Annotated in this window: 18 protein-coding genes and 1 pseudogene; 16 read left to right on the forward strand and 3 right to left on the reverse strand. The window is 70.6% G+C overall.

The window, feature by feature from the left end; all coding sequences use genetic code 11:
• The 5 genes from AVKW3434_RS08675 (at position 1) to nudB (ending at position 6,786) form a co-directional block, all read left to right on the forward strand.
• The gene (locus tag AVKW3434_RS08675) at positions 1-621 is read left to right on the forward strand and encodes a DUF502 domain-containing protein (protein WP_272565470.1); all 621 of its coding nucleotides are present in this window, start codon (positions 1-3) and stop codon (positions 619-621) included.
• A 77-nt stretch (positions 622-698) separates the two neighbouring features.
• On the forward strand, positions 699-2,513 hold the full coding sequence (gene aspS / locus AVKW3434_RS08680) for an aspartate--tRNA ligase (RefSeq protein WP_284405495.1): 1,815 nt from the start codon (positions 699-701) through the stop codon (positions 2,511-2,513).
• Positions 2,514-2,617: 104 nt separating this feature from the next.
• Positions 2,618-3,439, forward strand: coding sequence for a CsgG/HfaB family protein (locus AVKW3434_RS08685; RefSeq protein WP_284405496.1), 822 nt, complete (start codon positions 2,618-2,620; stop codon positions 3,437-3,439).
• A 225-nt stretch (positions 3,440-3,664) separates the two neighbouring features.
• Positions 3,665-6,319 carry a chemotaxis protein CheW gene (locus AVKW3434_RS08690; protein WP_284405497.1) on the forward strand — a complete coding sequence of 885 codons (2,655 nt, stop codon included), beginning with the start codon at positions 3,665-3,667 and terminating at the stop codon, positions 6,317-6,319.
• Positions 6,320-6,324: 5 nt separating this feature from the next.
• On the forward strand, positions 6,325-6,786 hold the full coding sequence (gene nudB, locus AVKW3434_RS08695) for a dihydroneopterin triphosphate diphosphatase (protein ID WP_284405498.1): 462 nt from the start codon (positions 6,325-6,327) through the stop codon (positions 6,784-6,786).
• Between the two features lie 20 nt (positions 6,787-6,806).
• Here nudB and AVKW3434_RS08700 read toward each other — a convergent pair whose 3' ends face one another.
• Positions 6,807-8,546, reverse strand: a complete 1,740-nt coding sequence (locus tag AVKW3434_RS08700; protein ID WP_284405499.1) for a response regulator — start codon at positions 8,544-8,546, stop codon at positions 6,807-6,809.
• A 130-nt stretch (positions 8,547-8,676) separates the two neighbouring features.
• Between AVKW3434_RS08700 and AVKW3434_RS08705 the strand changes: the two genes are divergently transcribed.
• The 7 genes from AVKW3434_RS08705 (at position 8,677) to AVKW3434_RS08735 (ending at position 14,126) form a co-directional block, all read left to right on the forward strand.
• Positions 8,677-9,417: an endonuclease/exonuclease/phosphatase family protein gene (locus AVKW3434_RS08705; protein WP_284405500.1), complete on the forward strand. Its 741-nt coding sequence runs from the start codon at positions 8,677-8,679 to the stop codon at positions 9,415-9,417.
• 20 nt (positions 9,418-9,437) lie between these two features.
• On the forward strand, positions 9,438-10,658 hold the full coding sequence (gene clsB, locus AVKW3434_RS08710) for a cardiolipin synthase ClsB (RefSeq protein WP_284405501.1): 1,221 nt from the start codon (positions 9,438-9,440) through the stop codon (positions 10,656-10,658).
• Positions 10,659-10,778: 120 nt separating this feature from the next.
• Positions 10,779-11,504 (forward strand): GTP cyclohydrolase I, encoded by a 726-nt coding sequence (gene folE / locus AVKW3434_RS08715; RefSeq protein ID WP_272565459.1) that lies wholly within the window; start codon positions 10,779-10,781, stop codon positions 11,502-11,504.
• 1 nt (position 11,505) lies between these two features.
• Positions 11,506-11,928, forward strand: a complete 423-nt coding sequence (locus AVKW3434_RS08720) for a BLUF domain-containing protein (RefSeq protein WP_272565458.1) — start codon at positions 11,506-11,508, stop codon at positions 11,926-11,928.
• 100 nt (positions 11,929-12,028) lie between these two features.
• Positions 12,029-12,910, forward strand: a complete 882-nt coding sequence (locus AVKW3434_RS08725) for an EamA family transporter (RefSeq protein ID WP_284405502.1) — start codon at positions 12,029-12,031, stop codon at positions 12,908-12,910.
• 3 nt (positions 12,911-12,913) lie between these two features.
• Positions 12,914-13,780: a DUF429 domain-containing protein gene (locus AVKW3434_RS08730; protein WP_284405503.1), complete on the forward strand. Its 867-nt coding sequence runs from the start codon at positions 12,914-12,916 to the stop codon at positions 13,778-13,780.
• An 82-nt stretch (positions 13,781-13,862) separates the two neighbouring features.
• A complete protein-coding gene (locus AVKW3434_RS08735) occupies positions 13,863-14,126 on the forward strand; it encodes a hypothetical protein (protein WP_284405504.1) in 264 nt (87 codons plus the stop codon).
• A gap of 40 nt (positions 14,127-14,166) precedes the next feature.
• On the opposite strand, the pseudogene AVKW3434_RS08740 reads toward AVKW3434_RS08735, so the two are convergent.
• Positions 14,167-14,564, reverse strand: a pseudogene (locus tag AVKW3434_RS08740) (4-oxalocrotonate tautomerase).
• A gap of 110 nt (positions 14,565-14,674) precedes the next feature.
• Here AVKW3434_RS08740 and AVKW3434_RS08745 point away from each other — a divergent pair.
• Complete coding sequence (locus AVKW3434_RS08745) at positions 14,675-15,574, forward strand: LysR substrate-binding domain-containing protein (RefSeq protein WP_284405505.1); 900 nt, start codon at positions 14,675-14,677, stop codon at positions 15,572-15,574.
• Between the two features lie 258 nt (positions 15,575-15,832).
• On the forward strand, positions 15,833-16,927 hold the full coding sequence (locus AVKW3434_RS08750; protein ID WP_284405506.1) for a BMP family ABC transporter substrate-binding protein: 1,095 nt from the start codon (positions 15,833-15,835) through the stop codon (positions 16,925-16,927).
• Between the two features lie 50 nt (positions 16,928-16,977).
• Here AVKW3434_RS08750 and AVKW3434_RS08755 read toward each other — a convergent pair whose 3' ends face one another.
• Entirely contained in the window at positions 16,978-17,733 is a 756-nt protein-coding gene (locus AVKW3434_RS08755) for a sulfite exporter TauE/SafE family protein (protein WP_272564920.1), read from the reverse strand.
• A 154-nt stretch (positions 17,734-17,887) separates the two neighbouring features.
• On the opposite strand from AVKW3434_RS08755, the gene AVKW3434_RS08760 reads away from it, so the two are divergent.
• Together AVKW3434_RS08760 and AVKW3434_RS08765 are read left to right on the forward strand one after the other, a co-directional pair.
• Positions 17,888-18,859: a LysR substrate-binding domain-containing protein gene (locus AVKW3434_RS08760; RefSeq protein ID WP_284405507.1), complete on the forward strand. Its 972-nt coding sequence runs from the start codon at positions 17,888-17,890 to the stop codon at positions 18,857-18,859.
• Between the two features lie 202 nt (positions 18,860-19,061).
• A complete protein-coding gene (locus AVKW3434_RS08765; protein ID WP_284405508.1) occupies positions 19,062-22,349 on the forward strand; it encodes a 3-keto-5-aminohexanoate cleavage protein in 3,288 nt (1,095 codons plus the stop codon).
• Positions 22,350-22,364 lie beyond the last annotated feature (15 nt).

Below are 22,364 nucleotides of genomic sequence, written 5' to 3' on the forward strand. Positions count from 1 at the left end.
ATGTCCGCTTTGCGCAAATGGCTGTTCACCGGCCTTCTGGTCATCGTTCCCGGCGTCATCACGGCCTGGGTGCTGAACTGGATCGTGAGCACGCTCGACCAGACCCTGCAGATCCTGCCCGGCTCCTGGCAGCCCGACAAGCTGCTGGGCTTTCACATTCCCGGCTTCGGGGTGCTGCTCACCCTGGGCATCCTGCTCGCGGTCGGCGCGCTCACCAGCAACTTCGCGGGGCGCAAGCTGGTGGAGTGGGGCGATGCCCTGGTGAGCCGCATCCCGGTGGTGCGCTCGATCTACTCCAGCGTCAAGCAGGTGTCGGACACGCTCTTTTCCGAGGGCGGCAACGCCTTTCGCACCGCCGTGCTGGTGCAGTGGCCGCGCGAGGGCGTGTGGACGGTGGCGTTCATCACCGGTACGCCGAGCGGTGAAGTGGCGGCCTACCTGCGCGATGAATACGTGAGCGTCTATGTTCCCACCACCCCCAACCCGACGGGCGGTTACTTCGTGATCCTGCGCAAGAGCGATTGCATCGAACTCGAAATGAGCGTCGATGCGGCACTCAAGTACATCGTCTCCATGGGGGTGGTCGCACCCCCGGATCTCACGCCGCCCGATTCCCGATAACACCTCGTCGCATGCCCGCTTGCCGCGGGCGTGCGGAAACCTTGTCGCGCTCCACGAGGGCGCAGGAAGACTCTCCAATGGCCATGCGTTCCCACTACTGCGGTCTCGTCACCGAAGCCCTCCTGGGCCAAACCGTCACCCTCGCGGGCTGGGTGAACCGCCGCCGCGACCATGGCGGCGTGATCTTCATCGACCTGCGCGACCGCGAAGGCTACGTGCAGGTGGTGTGCGACCCCGACCGCGCCGAGATGTTCAAGACGGCCGAAGGCGTACGCAACGAGTTCTGCGTGCAGGTCAAGGGCCTGGTGCGCGCGCGCCCCGAGGGCACGACCAACGACAGCCTCAAGAGCGGCAAGATCGAGGTGCTGTGCCATGAGCTGAACGTGCTCAACCCCTCGGTCACGCCACCCTTCCAGATCGACGAGGAGAACCTGTCGGAAACCACGCGCCTCACGCACCGCGTGCTGGACCTGCGCCGCCCGTACATGCAGAACAACCTGATGCTGCGCTATCGCGTGTCGATGGAGGTGCGCAAGTTCCTCGACGCCAACGGCTTCGTGGACATCGAAACCCCCATGCTCACCAAGAGCACGCCCGAAGGCGCACGCGACTACCTGGTGCCCAGCCGCGTGCACGACGGCCAGTTCTTCGCGCTGCCGCAGTCGCCCCAGCTGTTCAAGCAACTGCTGATGGTGGCCGGCTTCGACCGCTACTACCAGATCACCAAGTGCTTCCGCGACGAAGACCTGCGCGCCGACCGCCAGCCCGAGTTCACCCAGATCGATATCGAAACGTCGTTCATGGAAGAGCAGGACATCCGCGACATGTTCCAGGGCATGATCAAGACGGTGTTCCAGAACACGCTGGGCGTGGACCTGGGCGAGTTCCCGGTCATGACGTACCAGGACGCGGCCTACCGCTACGGCTCCGACAAGCCCGACCTGCGCGTGAAGCTCGAATTCACCGAGCTGACCGAGGTGATGAAGGACGTGGACTTCAAGGTGTTCTCGGGCGCGGCCAACATGAAGGGCGGCCGCGTGGTGGCCCTCCGCGTGCCCGGCGGCGCGCGCGAGACCGGCGGCCTCTCGCGCGGCGAGATCGACGGCTACACCGAGTTCGTGAAGATCTACGGCGCCAAGGGCCTGGCCTACATCAAGGTCAACGAGCTGGCCAAGGGTCGCGACGGCCTGCAGTCGCCCATCGTCAAGAACATCCATGACGCGGCCATCGCCGAGATCCTCAAGCGCACCGGCGCGCAGGACGGCGACCTGCTGTTCTTCGGCGCCGACAAGGAAAAGGTCGTCAACGACGCCATCGGCGCGCTGCGCATCAAGATCGGCCACAGCGAGTTCGGCAAGAAGAACGGCCTGTTCGAGGACCGCTGGGCGCCTCTGTGGGTGGTGGACTTCCCGATGTTCGAGTTCGACGAGGACTCCCAGCGCTACACCGCCGTGCACCATCCCTTCACCGCGCCCAAGGACGGCCACGAGGACTGGATGGTCACCGCGCCCGAAAAGTGCATCTCCAAGGGCTACGACATGGTGCTCAATGGCTGGGAGATGGGCGGCGGCTCCGTCCGTATCCACCGCGCTGACGTGCAGCAGAAGGTGTTCGACGCCCTCAAGATCACGCCCGAGGAGGCGCAGCAGAAGTTCGGCTTCCTGCTGGACGCCCTGCAGTACGGCGCGCCACCGCATGGCGGCCTGGCCTTCGGCCTGGACCGCATCGTCACGCTGATGACGGGCGCCGAGTCGATCCGCGACGTGATCGCCTTCCCCAAGACGCAGCGTGCGCAGTGCCTGCTGACGCAGGCGCCGAGCCCCGTGGACGAGAAGCAGCTGCGCGAGCTGCACATCCGCCTGCGCAACCCCGACGCCGTCAAGGCGGCCTGATCCGTCCAGGCGCACGGCCGATCCCCCGGGACCGCTGAAGCGATGGACCCCCAAGCGGCAGGAGCGTCATGTTCCTGCCGCTTTTTTCATTGAAGGACGCGTTGATGCAAACCCGCAAAGTGACCCGGCTCTCCGTGACCCTGCTGGCCCTGGTGGCTGCGCTGGCCGGCTGTGGCGAGAAGAAGACCGAGCTGGGGCAGGGCGGCTCCGTCGTCACCGGCTCGGCCGGCCCGGAAGGGGCGCGCAACGCCGCGCGCGAACTGGTGCGCTGCGACGCGCCCGTGGCCACGCTGGCGCTGGCCGAGAACCCGAACGGCTACATCATGGGGTCGGGCTACCAGTTGCCGGCCTCGCCCGTGCCGCTGATCAAGCTGCTGGCGCAGCAAAGCGGCTGCTTTCGCGTGGTGGACCGTTCCGCCGGCCTGCGGGGCACGGTGCAGGAGCAGGACCTGAAGGACGCGGGCGTTCTGCGCAAGAACTCCACGGTGCAAAAGGGCCGGGGCTACGAGGCGCAGTACACGCTCACGCCCAGCCTCACGTTCAGCGAGCAGGACGCGGGCCGCGGGCTGTCCGGCGTCATCGCCATGATTCCGGTGCTGCGCGACATCGCGGGCCTGGCCGGCCTAGTGGAGCAGGTCAAGTTCAAGGAAGCGCAGACGGCCCTGCTGCTGTCCGACAACGAGACCACCGAGCAGGTGGCGGCCTCCACCGGCGCGGCGCGGTCCACCGACCTGGGCGTGGGCGGGCTGGTGTTCGGCAAGCTGGGCGGGGCGGCCGGCGCGGGCTGGAGCAATACCAACGAGGGCAAGGTGATCGCCGCGGCCTTCCTGGATGCGCACAACCAGCTCGTCACGCAGGTGCGCGCGCTGCAGGCCAAGGAAATGCCGCCGCCCGTGGCCACGGCACGCCAATCCTCGGGACGCTGACGCACCGGGCGCAGCGACTCGGGGGGCACCGGATCGCCCGAGTGGGTGATGGGGCAGGGAAGGCGGAACAGGGTGCGGGGGTGTGGCACGCATTGTGCTGCTGTCTTCGGCCCCGTCGTGCAGGCCCTGCCTGGATGGCAGAGGGCAAACCCCATGCCGATGGCATGCGGTTTGCGCCATGCATGCATCACAATCTGGGCCATCGCCCAGGCAAAAGGACTTCCTGTGTCTCACGCGTCTCCCTTTCTGGCCACCCCCGAGCAATGGTTACGGTACATGCCGGCGGCGCAGCACCAGCGACAGGAATTGAGACTGGTCGAGAACGCATGGGACCACCTGTCCTTGCTGTCATCCCTGTCGCTGTTGTCGTCCAAGGCCTCCTCCGGCCATGATCTGGCGCAGGCCCGCAGGGACTTCGCCGCGCTGTCGGCCGACCTGATGCGCGGCCTGGCCGGCGAGGCGCTCAAGAACCGGATCAGCGATCTCGCCTCGCGCGCCCAGGTCTGCATCGATGTGCTGGTGCGCAACCTCTTCGAGCGCACGGCCGACATCGGCTTTTTCGCCACCGACGTGGGCGTGGCCGAATTCCTGGGACATCCCGACCCCGGCACCCGCCCCGCCATCGCCGCCCGGCTGCGCGAGTACGCCGACAAGTACACGGTCTACGGCAACATCTTCCTGTTCGACACCGCTGGCCGGCCGTGCGCCCAGTTGCATGCGGTGGAGCCGATTGCCTCCGAGGCGCAGCGGCAGGCTGACCAGGCGTTTCTGCTGTCGGTGCTGCAAAGCCATGCGCCCTATGCCGAGCACTACGCGGTGCACGGTTTCAGCGGCGAGGCTGGCAAGACGCTCATGTACGCCCGGCGCGTGGATTTCGAGGGGCATGCGGCGGGTGTGCTGTGTCTGCAGTTCAAGCTGGCCGACGAAATGCCGGCCATCTTCGCCTCGGTGCAGGACGGCGGTCGCCCGCAGGGCCAGGGCTGCGACGCCGTGCTCGCGCTCACGGACGGCCAGGGCCGCGTGCTGGTGTCCAGCGACCCGCTGCAGCTGCCGGCCGGCTGGCCGGTGCCGCAGGCCGCGGCCGCCGGTGTGCAACCGATCCACCATGCGAGCCGGCGCTACCTGATGGTCGTGCGCGACGCCGAGGGCTTCCAGGGCTATGCCGGGCCGGGCTGGCGCGGCGTGGCGCTGCTTCCCCTGGACGTGGCCTTCGACGAGGCGGCCCAGAGCGATGCCGGCGCTTTTCCCGTCGAACTGGCAGGCCACGCCGATGTGCTGTCGCAGGAACTGCGCGATATTCCGGCGCGCTCGGCCACCATCCAGTCGGCGCTGGAGCGCTCGGTGTGGAACGGCCTGCTGGACCTGCACCAGCTCGGTGGCGACGCGGCGGCGCCCCGCGAGCTGCAATTCGCCAAGACCTTGCTGTCCGAGATTGGCGCCACCGCCCGCAAGACGGCGCTGGCCTTCGCCGGTGCCCTGCAGGACCTGTACGGCGTGGTCATGCGTTCGCTGCTGAGCGATGCCCGGGGCCGCGCGTCGCTGGCGATGCAGATCCTGGACCGCAACCTGTACGAGCGGGCCAACGACTGCCGCTGGTGGGCGTTGACGCCGCAATTCGCCCGCACCCTGGAGGCCGGCACGCCGGGCTGCGAACAGGCCACCGCGGTGCTGCAGGGCATCAACCGGCTCTACACCGTGTACGCCTGCCTGGTGCTGTTCGACCGCGAGGGCCGCGTGGTGGCCGTCTCCCAGCCTGGCCAGGCGCGGCAGGTGGGCACGTCACTGGACGAGGAATGGGTCGGCCGCTGCCTGCGCCTGCAGGGCAGCCAGGGTTACGTGGTGAGCCGCTACGCGCCGAGCCGGTTCTACGGCCAGGGCCCGACCTTCGTCTATGCCGCAGCGGTGCGGGGCGAAGCACGCGGCGAGGGCAACGGCCGCGGCACCCCGGGACCGCTGCTGGGCGGCATTGCGATCGTCTGGGATGCGGCCGAGCAGCTGTCGTCCATCCTGGCCGACTGCGCGGTGGGTGCGGGCGGGCGCGACGTCCTGGCGTTCGTCGATGCGCAGGGCGCGGTGGTCTGCGCCACGGGCAGCGAGGCGCAGGCGGCGCTGCCCGCCTGGACGGCCGGCCGCACCGAGCCCCGCATGGCGGTCCTGGGCCGCCACCTGTACGCCACGGGGTTCGCGCGGGGCCAGGGCTACCGCGAGTTCCGCGCGCAGGACGGCTATGACCACGGCCTGGGCTGCGCGGTGCTGCGCCACGTGTGCGAGCACCAGGCCGCCGCGGCGCTGGCGCCCGCGCTGGCGACATTGCCCGGCGCGCGCATCGAGGCCGCGCAGGGTTTGCAACTGGCATCGTTTCGCATGGGCGCGCAGTGGTTCGGGCTGGAGGCCGCCTCGGTGGTGGAGGCCGCACCCGACGTGACCGTGCTGCACGCGGGTGGCCTGCGCGCGCCGTTCCTCGGCCTGGCGCAGATCGGCCACCGCGTGTGCCCGGTGGTGGACCTGCGCAGCGTGATCGCCGCGCCGGCAGGCCAGGCGCACGTGCCGGCCCCGCGCGAGGGCGACCCCAACCGCCAGATTGTGGTGGTGCGCGCGACCCTGGACGACGGGCGCCTGCAGGAGTTCGCGCTGCGGGTGGATGCGCTCGGCGCCATCCTCGAACTGGACCGCCGCACGCTGCAGCCGGTGGGCGTGGGAGCGGTCGCCGGGGCGGCGCCCTTGATCGATGCCGTGGTGCCGGTCGCCACGGCGGGCGAGCCGGCCGGCCGGGCCATGCTCTGCCGCATCTCGCCGCAGTGGCTGCAGCAGTGCGCGGCCGGTGCGCTGGCGGACGCGCCCCGGCAGGACCTGCAGTCCTTGCTCGCCGCGGCGGCCTGACCCCGTTGCCGGGCGCGTTCAAGATCCCCGAGTCGGTGCTGGTGGTGGTCCACACCCCGGCACTGGACGTGTTGCTGATCCACCGGGCGGGCGGTGGCGACCACTGGCAGTCGGTCACTGGCAGCAAGGACTGGCCCGAGGAGCCCTTCGAGGATGCGGCGGTGCGCGAAGTGCGCGAGGAAACCGGCATCGATGCCCGCGCCCCCGGCTGCGTGCTGACCGACTGGGCACTGGAAAACGTCTACGACATCTGGCCGCAGTGGCTGCATCGCTATGCGCCGGGCGTGGTGCGCAACCGCGAGCGGCTGTTCGGCCTGTGCGTGCCGCAGGGCATGCCGGTGGTGCTGAGCCCGCGCGAGCATGTGGCGTGGCGCTGGCTGCCTTGGCGCGATGCGGCGCTGGCCTGCTTTTCGCCCTCCAATGCCGAGGCGTGCCTGATGCTGCCCCGGTTCACGCCGCCCGCCTGACCGCGGCCTCCCGGCCAGCGCTACATCGGCCGCAGGCGCAGCACCGCCGCGAGATCGGCCGGTTCGGGCAGTGGCGAGGCGGGTGACGAAGGCGAGGCGGGCGTGGCGGCGGGCGTGCTGGCGGCGCTGGACGTGCGCAGCACCAGCTCGCCCGGCTTTCTTTCGGTGGCCTGGCCCAGCACGGCGCGCGGCGTGGTCGGGCCGCAGCGCGAGCGCAGGGCGTCGATGGCCGCTTGCCGCGCTGCAGCGTCGTCGATGCGGGCGGCGTGCCGGGTCAGCATCTGCTGCGCCAGGTCCAGCAGCTTGGTGTTGAGCGTGGTGCCTGCCGCTTCGAGCAACTGCGCCACCGCGCCGCCGGGATCGCCCGACAGGCTGAGCGCCACCGCGTTCTCGGCGGCCTTGTTGATCTGGGGCAGGCAGCCGCGCACGATGTCCGAGTAGTCGGGGTGGACCAGGCAGGCATTGGCCATCAGCTCGCACAGGCCGCGCGTGTTGGCGTAGCGCATGCCGATGGCGGTGACCCACGCCGGTCCCTCCTGCAGGTCGATCGAGGTGGCCGCCAGCACGGCCAGCAGGCTGCTCAGGTTGCAGGCGGCTTCGTAGTCGAAATCGCCGATGCCGATCTCGCGCGCCATGGAGCGCACCCCCGCCACGGCCTGGGCGAACTGGCGCTGCTGGATCTGCTGCAGCGCCGCCACGATTTCGCTGAAGCGCTGCACGCGGCGGCTGTCGCCATGGCGCTCCAGGATGCGCACGAAGTCGGCCATGCAGCGCTCCAGGCCCTTGCGGTCGTTGCCCGCGAAGTGCGCGAAGGCCAGCAGCACCAGCGACTGGTAGTCGAACAGCTTGGAGTCGATGCCCAGCACCGCGGCGCGCGACAGGGCCTTGGCCGCCGTCTCGCGGTCGCCCATGTAGTGAGCCATCATGCCGAGCTTTTGCAGCCGCACCACCGAGTCCGGCGTGAGGCCGCTGGCCGTGCGGTAGGTGGCCATGGCGTCCTCGAAATGGCCCATCTCGACCTGCGCGCGCCCCAGCACGTCATACGCGTCGGCGAACGAGGCGTCCTCCCCGATCAGGCCCTGCAAGGTGGTGATGGCCCGCGGCGCCTGGCCGGACTCGATCTGCGCCCGCGCCACCCCCAGTTTGGCCCAGGGCAGGGCGCGCGCCTCGATCACCGCCTCGAACAGGGTGCGGGCCTCGTCGTGCCGCGCCAAGCGCAGCAGCAGTTCGGTGCCGATGCGCGCGGCATACAGCCAGTAGGGCTTGCGCGCCTCGAAGCGCTCCACGCACAGCTGCGCGGCGGCCTCGAAGTCTTCCCGCCCGATGGCATCGAAGATCGGGCGCAGGTGCGTCTTGCGCAGGCGCGCCAGGCCCAGCCGCTCGAACAGCGCGCTGGGCGTGAAGGGCTTGAGCAGGTAGCCGTCCAGCGCGGATTCCGCCGCCTCGGCCACGGCGGCGTAGGAGGCCTCGGCGGTGACCATGAAGAACACGGTGGAAAACGGCAGCATCTGGGCGCGCCGCAGGTCGTCCAGCAGCGTCTGGCCGGACTGCCCGGATTCGGCGAAATACTGCTCGCACAGCACGTAGTCGAACACGGTGTGCTCCAGCCGGCTGCGCGCGTCCTGCACCCTGCTGCACTGCACCACGCGGTGGATGCCGTACTCGCGCAGCTGCGCCACCAGGATGCTGCGCGAGGTCGCGTTGCTGTCGATCACCAGCGCCTGGGATTCCGTGGAGTCTGGTTCTTTGGCGGTGGCCATGGCGGTGCGGCGCGCGTCCCGTTGAGCAAAGAGCACAGTGTAGGCCGGGCGGCGCGGGCCCGAGGGTGGAAAAAAGCCCCTTCCCGCAGGCTGACACCGGAACGACGCGCGCCTGCGACACAATCGCGCCATGGACCCCTCCGACATCCTGCGCGTTGCCACCTACAACATCCACAAGGGAGTACAGGGCCTGGGCCCAGCCCGCCGCCTGGAGATCCACAACCTGGGCCATGCCGTCGAGCAGCTCGACGCCGACATCGTCTGCCTGCAGGAGGTGCGCAAGATGCACCGCCGCGAGCAGCAGTACTTCCAGCGCTGGCCCGACATGCCCCAGGCCGAGTTCCTGGCGCCCGAGGGCTACGAGGCGGTGTACCGCACCAACGCCGTCACCCGCCATGGCGAGCACGGCAATGCGCTGCTGTCGCGTTGGCCGGTGATCGGGCACCGGCACGAGGACATCTCCGACCACCGCTTCGAGCAGCGCGGCCTGCTGCATGTCGAGGTCGAGATCCACGGCCGCCGCGTGCATGCCATCGTGGTGCACCTGGGCCTGATCCCCGGCAGCCGCGTGCGCCAGGTGGCGCAGTTGCAGCGTTTCATCGCCCGCGAGGTGCCGCCGGACGAGCCACTGGTGGTAGCCGGCGATTTCAACGACTGGGGCCTGCAGGTCAAGCGCGCGCTGGCGGCCTGCGGGCTGTACGAGTACGAGGAGGCGCCCCGCACCTTCACCTACCCGGCACGCCTGCCCATGGTGCAGCTCGACCACGTGTACGTGCGCGGGCTCACGCCGCTCGGCCTGCACGTGCCGCGCGGGCGCATCTGGTGGCGCATGTCGGACCACCTGCCGCTCATCGCCGAGTTCCGCCTGTGAGCCGCGGGGGGCTTTGAGCCATGTCGCATGCCGCCGTGCTCGGCGCGGACCACCGCGTCCGCTTGCTGCAGGGGTCCGAGGAGCTGTTCGCGGCCCTCGTGGCCGACATGGACGCCGCCACGTCCGACATCCAGTTCGAGACCTACATCTTCGACTGCACCGGCACCGGCGCCGCCATTGCCGAGGCGCTGGTGCGTGCGGCCGAACGCGGCGTGCGCGTGCACCTGGTGGTGGACGGCGTGGGCACCGGCTCGCTGCCCGGCCCGTGGCCCGAGCGCTTCCAGGCCGCGGGCGTGCAGATGCAGGTGTATTCGCCGGTCGGCACGCTGGGCCTGCTGCTGCCGCACCGCTGGCGCCGGCTGCACCGCAAGCTGTGCGTGGTGGACGGCTGCGTGCTGTTTTGCGGCGGCATCAACGTGCTGGACGACCTGCACGACCCCAACCACGGCGTGCTGGAAGCCCCGCGCTTCGATTTCGCGGTGCGTGCCGAGGGCCGGCTGGTGGAGCAGGCCGACGAGGCCATGCAGCACGTGTGGTGGCGGCTCAAGGCGGTGCGCGACGCGCGCCGCCACCGCCTGGCCGATGCGCTGCGCGACCTGCGCGCGGCCGCCCGGGCCCGGCGCGCGCAGGAGGACGCGGACGACGCGGGCCCCCGCATGCGGGCCGCGCTGGTGCTGCGCGACAACCTGCGCAACCGCAGCCGCATCGAACGCGCCTACCGCCGCGCCATCGCCAACGCGCGGCACGAGATCATCATCGCCAACGCCTACTTCGTGCCCGGCGGCAAGCTGCGCCGCGCGCTGGTGCTGGCCGCGCGCCGCGGCGTGCGCGTGCGCCTGCTGCTGCAGGGGCGCTACGAATACTTCATGCAGTACCACGCGGCCCGGCCCGTGTACGGCGCGCTGCTCAAGGCCGGCGTGGAGATCCACGAGTATTCGCCCAGCTTCCTGCACGCCAAGGTGGCGGTGGTCGATGCGCTGGGCGAACACCCCTGGGCCACCGTGGGCTCGTCCAACCTGGACCCGCTGTCGCTGCTGCTGGCGCGCGAGGCCAACGTGGTGATCGAGGACGCGGGCTTCGCCGCCGACCTGCGCGAACGCCTGGTGCACGCCATGGAGCATGCCGGCCAGCGCATGGACCCGCGCGCCTACGCCGAGCGCCCCTGGCGCCAGCGCGCGCTGGACCGCATCGCCTTCGCCATCATGCGCGCCGCGCTCTGGGTGACCGGCAACCGCTACTGAGCCGGTGCGGCCTGGGTTTGACGCTATTATTTTAATAGCTATACGCCCTAGAGGAATATGCGTTGGGGGCCAAAAACACTCGGCAAGCCGGGGCGGGCATTCGCTGGTACGATGCCGCCCATGTTCAGACAACTCGCCGCCGAATCGAACGACGCGCCGCCCGAAGAGGGCACGCCCGTTTCCGTCAAAATCCGCGAAAGGCTGGCCGCGGCACGCAAGCGCTTCAATGCGAACGACAACATTGCCGAGTTCATCGAGCCCGGCGAGCTGGAACTGCTGCTCGACGAGGTCGAGGCCAAGATGCAGGGCGTGCTCGACAGCCTGGTCATCGACACGGCGACCGACCACAACACCCAGAACACCGCGCGGCGCGTGGCCAAGATGTACCTCAACGAGGTCTTCAAGGGCCGCTACGCGCAGCAGCCGGCCATCACCGAGTTCCCCAACGCCGAGCACCTGAACGAGTTGATGATCGTCGGCCCGATCACCGTGCGCAGCGCCTGCAGCCACCACTTCTGCCCCGTGATGGGCAAGATCTGGATCGGCGTGCTGCCCAACGAGCACACCAACGTCATCGGCCTGTCCAAATACGCGCGGCTGGTGGACTGGGTCATGGGCCGCCCCCAGATCCAGGAAGAGGCCGTGGTGCAGCTGGCCGACCTCATCATGGAAAAGACCCAGCCCGACGGCCTGGCGATCGTGATGGAGGCCAGCCACTTCTGCATGTCCTGGCGCGGCGTGCGCGAGATGGACAGCAAGATGCTCAACTCCGTCATGCGCGGCGTGTTCCTCAAGGACCCGGCCCTGCGCCGCGAATTCCTCTCGCTCATTCCCGGAAGGAACTGACATGCTCGTCCGACTGCTTTACGCCAGCCGCGCCGTGGACACCTCGCCCGACGCCATCGAAGCCATCCTCAGCCAGTCGCGCCAGCACAACCCCACCTGCGGCATCACCGGCGTGCTCTGCTACGGCGGGGGCGTGTTCCTGCAGGCGATCGAGGGCGGCCGTTCCGCGGTGAGCGCCCTGTACGGCCACATCCAGAAGGACCCGCGGCACAAGGACGTGGAGCTGCTGCACTTCGAGGAGATCCACGAGCGCCGCTTCGGCGGCTGGACCATGGGCCAGGTCAACCTGACCCGGATCAACCATTCCATCTTGCTCAAATACTCCGAAAAGCCCGAGCTGGACCCGTACTCGGTGTCGGGCCGCGTGTCGTTCGCGCTGCTGGAAGAACTGATGGCCACGGCGTCCATCATCGGCCGCGCCTAGGCGGGCCTGCCTCCCCCGTCCCCCACCCGTCCTCTGAGGCCGCAGGCGCCATGCGCTGCGGCCTTCTGCATTCAGGCTTCCTCTCCCCCGTTTCACCACCGTGACCTTCAACGCCTTCGCCCTCATCCTGCTGGCCGGGCTCATCCACGCATGCTGGAACATCGCGGCCAAGAAAGCGGGCGGCGATTCGCGCTTTGCCTTCTTCACCTCGGTGCTGATGATGCTGGGCTGGGCGCCGCTGGGCTGGTGGCTCGGGCGCGACGCCGTGCCCGAATGGGGCGCCAGGGAATGGGGCTTCGTCGTGGCCAGCGGGCTGCTGCACGTGGCGTACTACGTCATCTTGCTGCGCGGCTACCGCCAGGCCGACCTGACCGTGGTGTACCCGCTCGCGCGCGGCTCGGGGCCGCTGATGTCGTCGCTCGTCGCCATCACGTTCCTGGGCGAGCAGATCTCGCTGCTCGGGGGCCTGGGCATCGCGGGCGTGGTGGGCGGGGTGTTCCTCATCGCCGGCGGCCCCGCGCTGCTGCGCGCCGCGCACGACCCGGCCGCGCGGCAGCGGGTGCATGCGGGCATCCGCTACGGCGTGCTCACCGGCGCGTTCATCGCCAGCTACACGGTGGTGGACGGCTACGCGGTGAAGGTGCTGCGCATGTCGCCCATCCTCGTGGACTACATGGGCAACTTCGTGCGGGTGGCGGTGCTCGCGCCCGTGGTGCTGCGCGACCTGCCGGCCGCGCGCGTGCTCTGGCGGGTGCAGTGGCGCTTCGCCCTGCTGGTGGCGGCGGTGAGCCCGGTGGCCTACGTGCTGGTGCTGTACGCCATGCAGGAGGCGCCGCTGTCGCACGTGGCGCCGGCGCGCGAGGTGTCGATGCTGTTCGCCGCTCTCATCGGCGGCCACCTGCTGGGTGAGGGCGACCGGGCCGCGCGCATCGCGGGCGCGGTGCTGATCGCGGCGGGGGTCACCGCCCTGGCGCTGGGGTAGGGCATGGATGCGGGTGACAGCGCCGTGCCGCCGCTGCCGATGCCGATGCTGATCGGCTGCGATTTCTCCAGCAGCCCCAGCCGGCGCAAACCCATCGTGGTCGCCAGCGGGCAACTGGCCGGCGCGCGCGTGCTGCTGTCGGGCCTGGAGACCTTCGACACCCTGGCGGGCTTCGGCCGCTGGCTGGCCGAGCCGCGCACCTGGGTGGGCGGGTTCGACCTGCCGTTCGGCCTGCCGCGCGAGCTGCTGGCGCACCTGGGCTGGCCGCTCACCTGGCACGCGAGCATGCAGCACTACCGGGGCCTGAGCCGCGCGCAGATCCGCGACACCTTCGCGGCATTCTGCGATGCGCGCCCGGCGGGGGCCAAGTTCGCCCACCGCGCCTCCGATGGGCCGGCGGGCTCCAGCCCGTCGATGAAGTGGGTCAACCCGCCCGTCGCCTACATGCTGCACGCGGGCGTGCCGCTGCTGCTCGATGCGGGCGTGCACCTGCCCGGCCTGCATGCGGGCGATCCGGCCCGCGTGGCGCTGGAGGCCTACCCCGGCCTGTTGGCGCGCGAGATCCTGGCCCGGCGCAGCTACAAGAGCGACGACCGCGCCAAGCAGACGCCCGACCGCCTCATCGCCCGAAAGGACCTGGTCACGGCGCTGGAGAACGGCGTCACCCGGCTGGGGCTGCGGCTCAAGCTCACGCACGCGCAGCGCGATGCGCTGGTGGACGACGCCAGCGGCGACCGCCTGGACGCCGTGCTGTGCCTGGTGCAGGCCGCCTGGGCGGAGCAGCGCCACCGGCAGGGCGATGCGCTGTATGGCCTGCCGCCGGGGCTGGACCCGCTGGAGGGCTGGATCATCTCGGCGCCCGTGGATTGAGGCCCGGGCCCTCACAATGGCAACGGGGCGGCGCCGCAGGCTGCGACCCGTCCATGCTCAACAGCCATGTCAAAGACACGCCATGACTTCGTCGCTTCCCGATTTCCGCACCCGCCTGGCCCGCGCCTTCGCCCTGCGTTGCGGCGCCGCGCTGCTGGCAGCCGCATGCCTGGCCGGTGCTGCGGGGGCCGCGCCCGCGCCGTGGTACTTCTGGCGCAGCAAGGTCGACGGCAAGCGCGTCTGCGCCCAGGTGTCGCCAGGGCCAGGCTGGGAGCGCGACAGCACGCCTTACGACGGCCCGGGCTGCGAGGCGCGCCGCCGGGTGTTCGTCATCCCGATGCGCTGACGCTGCCGCCGCAGGGCGTGGCAGCACCTGCACCGCGCCGCTATACGCCGGCCTGCTGGTGCCGCCATTCCTGGCTGCGTCCGCCGTAGCCGTAGGCGGCCCCGCGGGCATCGATCAGGTGGATGTAGCTCACCTCGTGCAGGCGGGGCAGCAGGCCGGCGAACGCGGCATGGATCTCGCGCAGGTAGCGCGCCTTCTCCGCCTTGGTGTTGGTCTCGTCGGTGATGCTGATGTCCAGGTGGAAGGCGGTCTGGCCCAGCTCGGCCAGCGAGACGCCCCCGATGAACCTTGGTCGGCCGCGATGAACTGCACCGTGGTGGCGATCACGGGCAGGGCCTTGCCCAGTGCGTTCTGGGTGATGTCGGCGACGGCGGCGGTCGCGCGGCGAGCCAGGGCGGCATCGGCGGGGCCGGACAGGTGGATGGCGATGTGGGGCATGGTGCGGGTGCTCGTTGAAGGGATGCCGTGATTTTTCGCCGCATCCACCGTCCTGAAAAGCGGGATTCATGGATACCATCCATCGGTTATTCCGTTGGATGCACTGCGCCATGCACGCCTTTCCCCTCGACCAGCTTCGCACCTTCGCCGCCGTGATCGACGCGGGAAGCCTCACGGCCGGCGCGCCGCGGGTGTTTTTGTCGCAGTCGGCCGTCAGCGAACAGTTGCGCAAGCTCGAAGAGCAGGCCGGCCAGTCGCTGCTGCTGCGCTCCAAGGCCGGCGTGGCGCCCACGGCAGCGGGCGAGCGGCTGCTCGGCCATGCGCGCCAGCTGCTCGCGCTGAGCGAGGCGGCCTGGCGCGATCTGCACGGCGTGGCGCTGCAGGGCACGCTGCGGCTCGGGGTCACCGATTACTTCCGCCCGGCCGATCTGGCGGGCCTGCTGGCGCGCGTGGAGGCGCAATACCCACAGGTGCGGCTGCAGGTCACGGTGCAGAAAAGCGGGCTGGTCGAAGCGGGCTATGCCGGCGGCGAGTTCGACGTGGGGCTGACCATGGCCTTGCCCGCCGCGCGCACGACGAGTGGCGCTGCCCGCGCACGGCCTGCCGCCAATGCCGCCGCGGCGAAGGCGTCGCTGCTGCGCCAGGAGGCCCTGCACTGGATGGCCGCCCCCGGCGTCACGCGTGTGCGGGGCGAGCCGCTGCGCCTGCTCGCGCTGCCCGACAGCTGTTCGCTGCACCAGTTCACCGTGTCGCTGCTGGAACGCCGCCGGGTGCCTTACCGCATCGCGCTGCTCGCCTCGGGCGTGGCGGGGCTCCAGTCGGCGCTGGCGGCGGGCCTGGGCGTGGCCTGCCTCAATGCCTCGGCGCTGTGCCCCGGCGTGCGGGTGCTGCCGGCGCCCCACGGCCTGCCGGCCTTGCCGCAGGCGGGCTTTTATCTGCTGCCGCCCCGGGCCGGGGAGTCGGATTTCGTGCGCGAGGCGCGCGGGGTGCTGGCGGCGGGCTTTGGCTGATCCCCGCACGTCCATGCGGATTGCTATTAAAAATATAGCGGCATGCCCTAGTTCCAATTGCGCTGGAGGCACTTTTCACTCCTGGTCGGTGAATGGCGGCCCTTCTAGCCCTCGGCCCGGGTGGCCGCAGGGGCGCCCGCCCGCATGGCCCTGCCGGCACGCGGGCCGGGCCGGCTGACTACAATCGCGCTCCCCGAAAGGCGGCTGTCCCGGCCGCCTTTCGCGTTTCCATCCCCCGGGACCATGTAGAGGACCACCATGTACAAAAACCTCGCAGCCACGCTCGTGGCCGCTTGCTGTTGGCTTTCCCCCGCCTTTTCCCAAACCGGCCAGACCGCCCAGACCGTCCCCCCGGCCGTGGTGAAGGCCGGCTTCGTCTATGTCTCGCCCATCACCGAAGCGGGCTGGACGCGACAGCACGACGAGGGCCGCAAGGCCGTCGAGGCCGCCTTGGGCGACCGCGTGCGCACCACGTTCGTGGAGAACGTGGCCGAGGGCGCGGACGCCGAGCGCGTCATCCGCGACTTGGCGGCCACGGGCCACCAGATCATCTTCACGCCCAGCTTCGGCTACATGGAGCCCACGCTGCGGGTGGCGCGGGACTATCCCGGCGTGAAGTTCGAATCCATCACCGGCTACCAGACCGCGCCCAACGTGGCCACGGCCAACGCCCGTTACTACGAGGGCCGCTACCTGGCCGGCGTCGCCGCCGGGCGCATGACGCGCACCAACGTGGCGGGCTACGTGGCCGGCTTTCCCATCCCCGAGGTGCTGCAGGGCATCAATGCGTTCACGCTGGGCCTGCGCTCGGTCAACCCCCAGGCCACGGTCAAGCTCGTGTGGCTGGACGTGTGGTTCGACCCGCCCAAGGAGCGCGATGCGGCCATGGCGCTGTTCAACCAGAACGTGGACGTGGTGGCCTTCCACACCGGCTCCACGGCGGTGATGGCCGCGGCCCAGGAGCGCGGCAAGCTCGCGATCGGCTACCACTCCGACATGCGCCGAATGGGGCCGGACGCGCAGATCCTCGCCGTCACGCACCAGTGGGGCGGCTACTACACCGAACGCGTGCGCGCCGTGGCGCAGGGCACATGGAAAAGCGGCAACCTCTGGGGCGGCGTGCGCGAGGGCATGATCCGCGTCGAGGGCTTCGGCAGCAAAGTGCCGCCGGCTGTGAAGGCCGAGGTGCTGGCCCGCCAGGACGACATCGCCAAGGGGCGCTTCCACCCGTTCCGCGCGGGCGCGACGCCCGTGCGCGACAACACCGGCCGCGAGGTCATCGCCGCGGGCCAGACCCTCGGCGATGCGCAGATCCTGCAGATGAACTGGCTCGTCGAGGGCGTGCAGCGCTGAAAAGGGCGGGAAGGGGCCTTGGCGAGGCCCCGTCCTCTCTCTTTCGGCTGCTACAGGTGGCGCGCCACCAGCTGCGGCAGCGACGAGGCCAGCAGGGCCACGCCCGATGCCGTGAGCAGGCCCAGCACGATCTGCCGGAAGGCCACGTCGCTCAGCCCGATGTACAGCCGCGTGCCGAGCAGCGTGGGCACCAGCATCGCCGGCGCCACGATGGCGAAGAACGGCAGCATGTCCCGCGTGACCATGCCGGTGCCCAGGTAGGTGCCCATGGTGACCAGCAGCATCGACAGGTTGAAGTTCTGGATCACGGCGCGCTGCTGGTCCTTCTCGTAGCCGCGCAGGGTGCACCACAGCGTGGGCAGCGTGCCGGTGAATCCGCCGATGCCGCCCATCACGCCGCCGGCCAGCCCCACGACGCCATCGGCCACGCGGCCACCCGAGCGGATGCGCGGCAGGCGCTTGGCCATCAGCATGGTCGGGCACCACAGCACCAGCAGGGCGCCCAGCAGCGTCTTGAACCACACCATGTCCAGGCGCGGCAGCAGCGCCACGCCCAGGGGGATGCCCAGCAGCCCGCCCAGCACGAACGGCGCGAGCGTGCGCACGTCGAAGCCGCGGCGCACCGACACCGCCGCGACGATCTGCCCGGTGAGCGCTCCGAACACCGCCAGCGCCGCCGCCAGGCGCGGCTCCAGCGTCCAGGCCCAGAACGACATGGCCACCATGCCGAACGCGAAGCCTGACAGCCCCTGCACGAACCCGGCCACCACCGCCCCGATGCCCACCACCCAGTAGATCGTTTCCATTGCGCGCTTCTCCCCCCATTTTTTTTGATCGGAAGGCGTCCGGCCCCGCAGGGCCGCCGCCGCATGGGCTGCGATTGTGGAGTAGCCGCATGAGCCAATCTTTCTCATTTAGTATTGCCCCATAAGCCAATGGATATGGCTCTGGGAGCGTTCAATGACCCCTGCCGACATGGAGGCCCGGCTCGCGTCGCGGCTCAAGATGCGCCACTTGGTGCTGCTGCGCATGATTGCGGAACACGGGTCGCTGACCCGCGTGTCGCACCGCATGGCGACCAGCCAGCCGGCCGTCACGCACGCGCTGGCCGAGCTGGAATCCATGTTCGGCGGCGCGCTGTTCCACCGTTCCGCGCGCGGCATGGCGCCCACGGCGCTGGGCGAGCTGGTCATCGCCCGGGCCCGGGCGATGCTGGAGGACCTGGGCCATTGGGTGCGCGACATCGAAGCCGTGGGCCTGGGTCGCGCCGCGCACCTGCAGGTGGGCGTGATCCCTTTCGTGTCCGGGCGGCTGCTGGCTGCCGCCATCGGCCAGACGCGGCCGCAGGGCCTGCAGGTGACCGTGACCATCCACGAAGGCACCAGCGACCGCCTGCTGGAGCGCCTGCGCCAGCATGAACTGGACTGCGTGATCGGCCGTGCATCGGCCGTGCTCGACATGCAGGGGCTGGAGCATGAGGTGCTCTACCACCAGACGCCCCGCCTCATCACCCACCGCCGCCTCGCCGCCCGGCTGGGGCGCCAGCCCCTGGCCTGGCAGGAGCTGGCCCGGCTGGAGTGGATTCTGGGCGCCCGCCAGACGCCCATGCGCGAGCAGATCACCGATTTTTTCCTGCGCGCAGGGGTGGCGCCGCCCGCGCCGTTCGTCGAGAGCCTGTCGTCCAAGCTCATCGGCGAGCTGATCGCGGCCAACGAAAAAGCGGTGTCCATCGTGCCCGCCGACATCGCGGAAGAACTGGCCCGCATCGCGGGCGTGGGCATCGTCGACCACCGCTTCGGCTGGACCCTGCCGCCCATCACGCTGTTCCAGCGGACCGAGGGCGCGCGCTACGAAGAGCAATCGCTGTTCGTGGCGGCGCTGCGCGCGGTCTGCGCCCGGCAGGCGGCAGCGCAGGCCGGCGACGCCGCATAGCGCCAAGCGCGTCGTTCGCAGGGCTCCGCGCTGACCTGGAATGCATCTGCGTCGGTCTGGCAACTACCCGAAGGGATAGTTTCCGGGCGCCCCGGGCATTGCTGTAATGCCATCGACATGCCTGCCAGGCGCGCGATGCGCCGGCCCGCGCGGCCTGCGGCGCGCCCGGCGGGTCCAGAAAAAAACCAAGGGGAGAAGGTCGATGCGAATGTTCATCACGGCGGCGCCTGTGGGCGCCGTTCCACAGCAAGCCCTGGCCCGGGAGCCGAAATTCCTGCCCGCCCGGTCGATCGAGGCCGCGGACGCCCAGGGCATGGGCCTGGCCCATCGGCTGGCCGCCGATGGCTGGGAGGCGGTGCCGGCCGGCGGCCTGGGGATCTGCGACAGCCTGGACGCCCTGCAGGTGGCCAGCGCGGCAGACGGGCCCCAGGCCCCGGGCCGCCGCCTGGGCGACGTGGAGGCACGCCGGCACCTGCCGGGTGAGGCCCTGCACCGCATCGCCTCGGCGAAGACGGCGCGCGAGCTGGTGCTGACGCTCACCTCCCAGGGTTGGGATGTGGCGGGCGCCGGCGATCTGGCATGGCGCGCGGAAACGATCGAGACCTACCTGCCGCCCGCATTGGTGGCCGCGTTGCAGGCCGAGGCGCCGCAGCTGCTGGACACCCTGCGCGAGCGCGGCTGGGCCGACCACGGTGCGGGCCACTGGAACCCGGGCAGGACGGCATCGCCGCACCTGCCCATCGCACCCGAAGCCATCGTCGCGCACAGCGTGGCGGCGGTGCGCGAAGGGGCCGCCATCGTGCACCTGCACACGCGGGACTGCAGCGGCCAGCACCCGGTCCACGTGCCCGGGGTGGCCATGCCGGTGCGCCTGGGGCGGCAGGCCAACCACATCGACGAGGCGCAATACGCGGCGATCGTGCCCCGGCTGCACCAGGCGACGCCCGCTGCCATCCTGAACCTGTCCACCAGCGTGCGAGGCGGTGCCGCCGACTTCGAAAGCCCCGTGCGCCGGGTGCATCTGCGGGCCTACGGCGCGCAGCAGCGCGCGCCGGAGATGGGCTCCTTCAGCCCCGGGCCGGTGGTCTTCCAGACGGGCGGCGGCTATGAAAACCCCCCGGCCTTCCTGGCGGCGCAGATCGCGCACTGCCGGCAATGGGGTGTGCGGCCCGAGGTGGAGGTGTTCAACGGCGCGATCCTGGACGGCGCGCTGGGGCCGTATCAGGCCGGCCTGCGTTCGATGGGCGGGCCCGTGCTGTTCATGCTGGTGGTGGGGGTGGACCAGCACCGGCGCCTGCCCGAGGGCGGTGTGCAGGACGATTCCCTGCTGCCGGTGCAAGAGCGCAAGGACATCCTGCGCCTGCTGGCCGAAGGCTCCGCGGAGTGCTTCGAGCAGGCACTGGCCCAGGCGGTGGCGCGGCTGCAGCCAGTGGTGGCGCGCATCCGCGCGGAGTGCCCGGGCGCCAAGGTGTCCGCCCTCGTGCCCGGCCCGATGATCGTGCTGCTGCCGCGCATGGCTGTGGCCCTGGGCCTCGACGGCGTGCGAGTGGGCCTGGAAGATGCCTTGAACGTGCCGGATCCCGAGGTGGCTGGTGGCTGGCGCCGCGGCACCACGGCGGAGCAGGTGCGCTATGTGCGCGAGCAGTTGCAGGCCCTGGGGGCCACGGTGCTGACGGCCGAGGAAACGCGCGTGGCGCTGGACATGCCCCACCCCGATGTGGCGCTGCTGCAGGCCGCGATCGCCCAGCTGCAGCCGCTGGCATCGACCGTGCCGCTGGACCGCCCCCGGGCCATGGCAAGCGCCGTGCTGGCGGCGCTGGCACCGCTGCAGCCCGCCTACGCGGCCCGGGAAGCCCGGTTCCTGGACGCGCTGGAGGCCGAGGCCAACCACCTGCCGCCCGATGCGCAGGCACCGGGTGCGGGCGACCTCGCGCTCGCGGCCCTGCGCGACCACGGGCTTTACGCGCGCTTTTTCGTGGAAGAGCGGGACCGCTATCCCCGTGAAGGTGCGGCGGTGTTCCGGCACGTCTATCCGCTGCAGGCCCTGAACTTCGTGCGCGAGTTGCTGGCCGAGCGCCAGCGCCCCGGCGGCCGATGGGACGCGGCGCTGCAGGCCATGGCTGCCGAAGCGGGCCTGCCGTCCCATGCCTACCAGGTGCCGCCTGCGCAGTTCAAGGGGCCGGAGGGGCGGTTTCTCGAATTCCTCACCGCCATTCCTTGCCACTACACGGACGACCGCACCGACATCGTCCACACCGCCGTGCGCAGCGAGCCCGGCTACAGCGCCGCCATGGCCGTGCTGTTCGAGGCCATCCACGAGCGGGCGGTGGCCCTGCGGGCCAATTCGGAGGCCGAGCCCAAGAGCGCCGGCATCCGGGTGTACCGGGACGCGCCGCGCAGCGGCGGCCTGGCGGTGCCCATCGACATGGACGTGGCGGCCGTGCAGGGCGCCATCGCCCGCGGCGCGTGGATCGTGCTGCCGAGCACGCCCACCACCCACTACCCGGAGGGGCTGAAGCTCTCCACCGGGCTCACGGCCACGTTCGCCCGGTTCCTGGAGCGCACGCAGGCTGCCGCCGAGGTGCTCGGCATCGCGCACGCCGGCCTCGATGCCGACGGCACCGTGCTGATCGAATCCAGCATGCTGCACAACCGCTTCACGCTCAACACAACGGCGCATGCGCAGGTGGTCAGCCACTCGTCCCGCCTCATCTACGAGCGCGTGGTGCTGCCCCGGCTGGTCGCGTTGCCGCGTGCGCTGGCCTGGACGGCCACCGGGCTGGTGGAGCGCGATGCGGCGGGCCGGCCGCTGAACCGCGACGGGCAGCCGGCGGGGCGGCTCTCTTTCCAGGGCATCGAAGACCTGGTGCGGCTGCATTTCCTGGCGCACAGCTCCGGCATCGCGACCATCCAGCAGATCGACAACGCCGCCCGGGCGGACCTGCAGCGGCTGGGCTATTCGGTGCAGGAGCAGGAGGAAATCTTCAACCGCTCCGTCGCCCTGTCGTTCGCGTCGGCCTGCGACGTGAACCTGTCGGTGCTCGGCACCCCCACCGTGGACGTCACGGCGCTGAACGATGTGCGCAGCGTGGCCGGCACGACCACGCCGGACTACCTGTGCGGCAGCGGCAACGGGCTCTGGAGCCTGGCGCCGCTCCTGCCGCACCGCGATGACGAGGCGTTCCGCTACGGCAGCGCGCACTGGATCTTGCGCAAGGGCGAGCAAAAGAAGCTGCTGCTCCGCCTGGCGGGCGTGGTGCTGCGGGAAGACCCCGTGCGCCTGCACGACGGGCACTCCATCCGCCGTTACCTGGAAGGCGCGCCCGCTTCGCTGGTCGAGCTGGTGGCACTGCTGCAGACCGCTCCCGCCTCGCTGCGCGCCGACATGTTGCTGCGCCAGCATTTCGCACGGCATGGCTCCCCGGCACGCCCCGTGCCCGCGGCCCGGGATCGCGCGGCGGACCTGGCCCTGGCCGGTGGTACCGCCTGATGCGTCGGCGCACCG

This window comes from Acidovorax sp. SUPP3434 (assembly GCF_030159015.1).
GTDB lineage: Bacteria > Pseudomonadota > Gammaproteobacteria > Burkholderiales > Burkholderiaceae_C > Paracidovorax.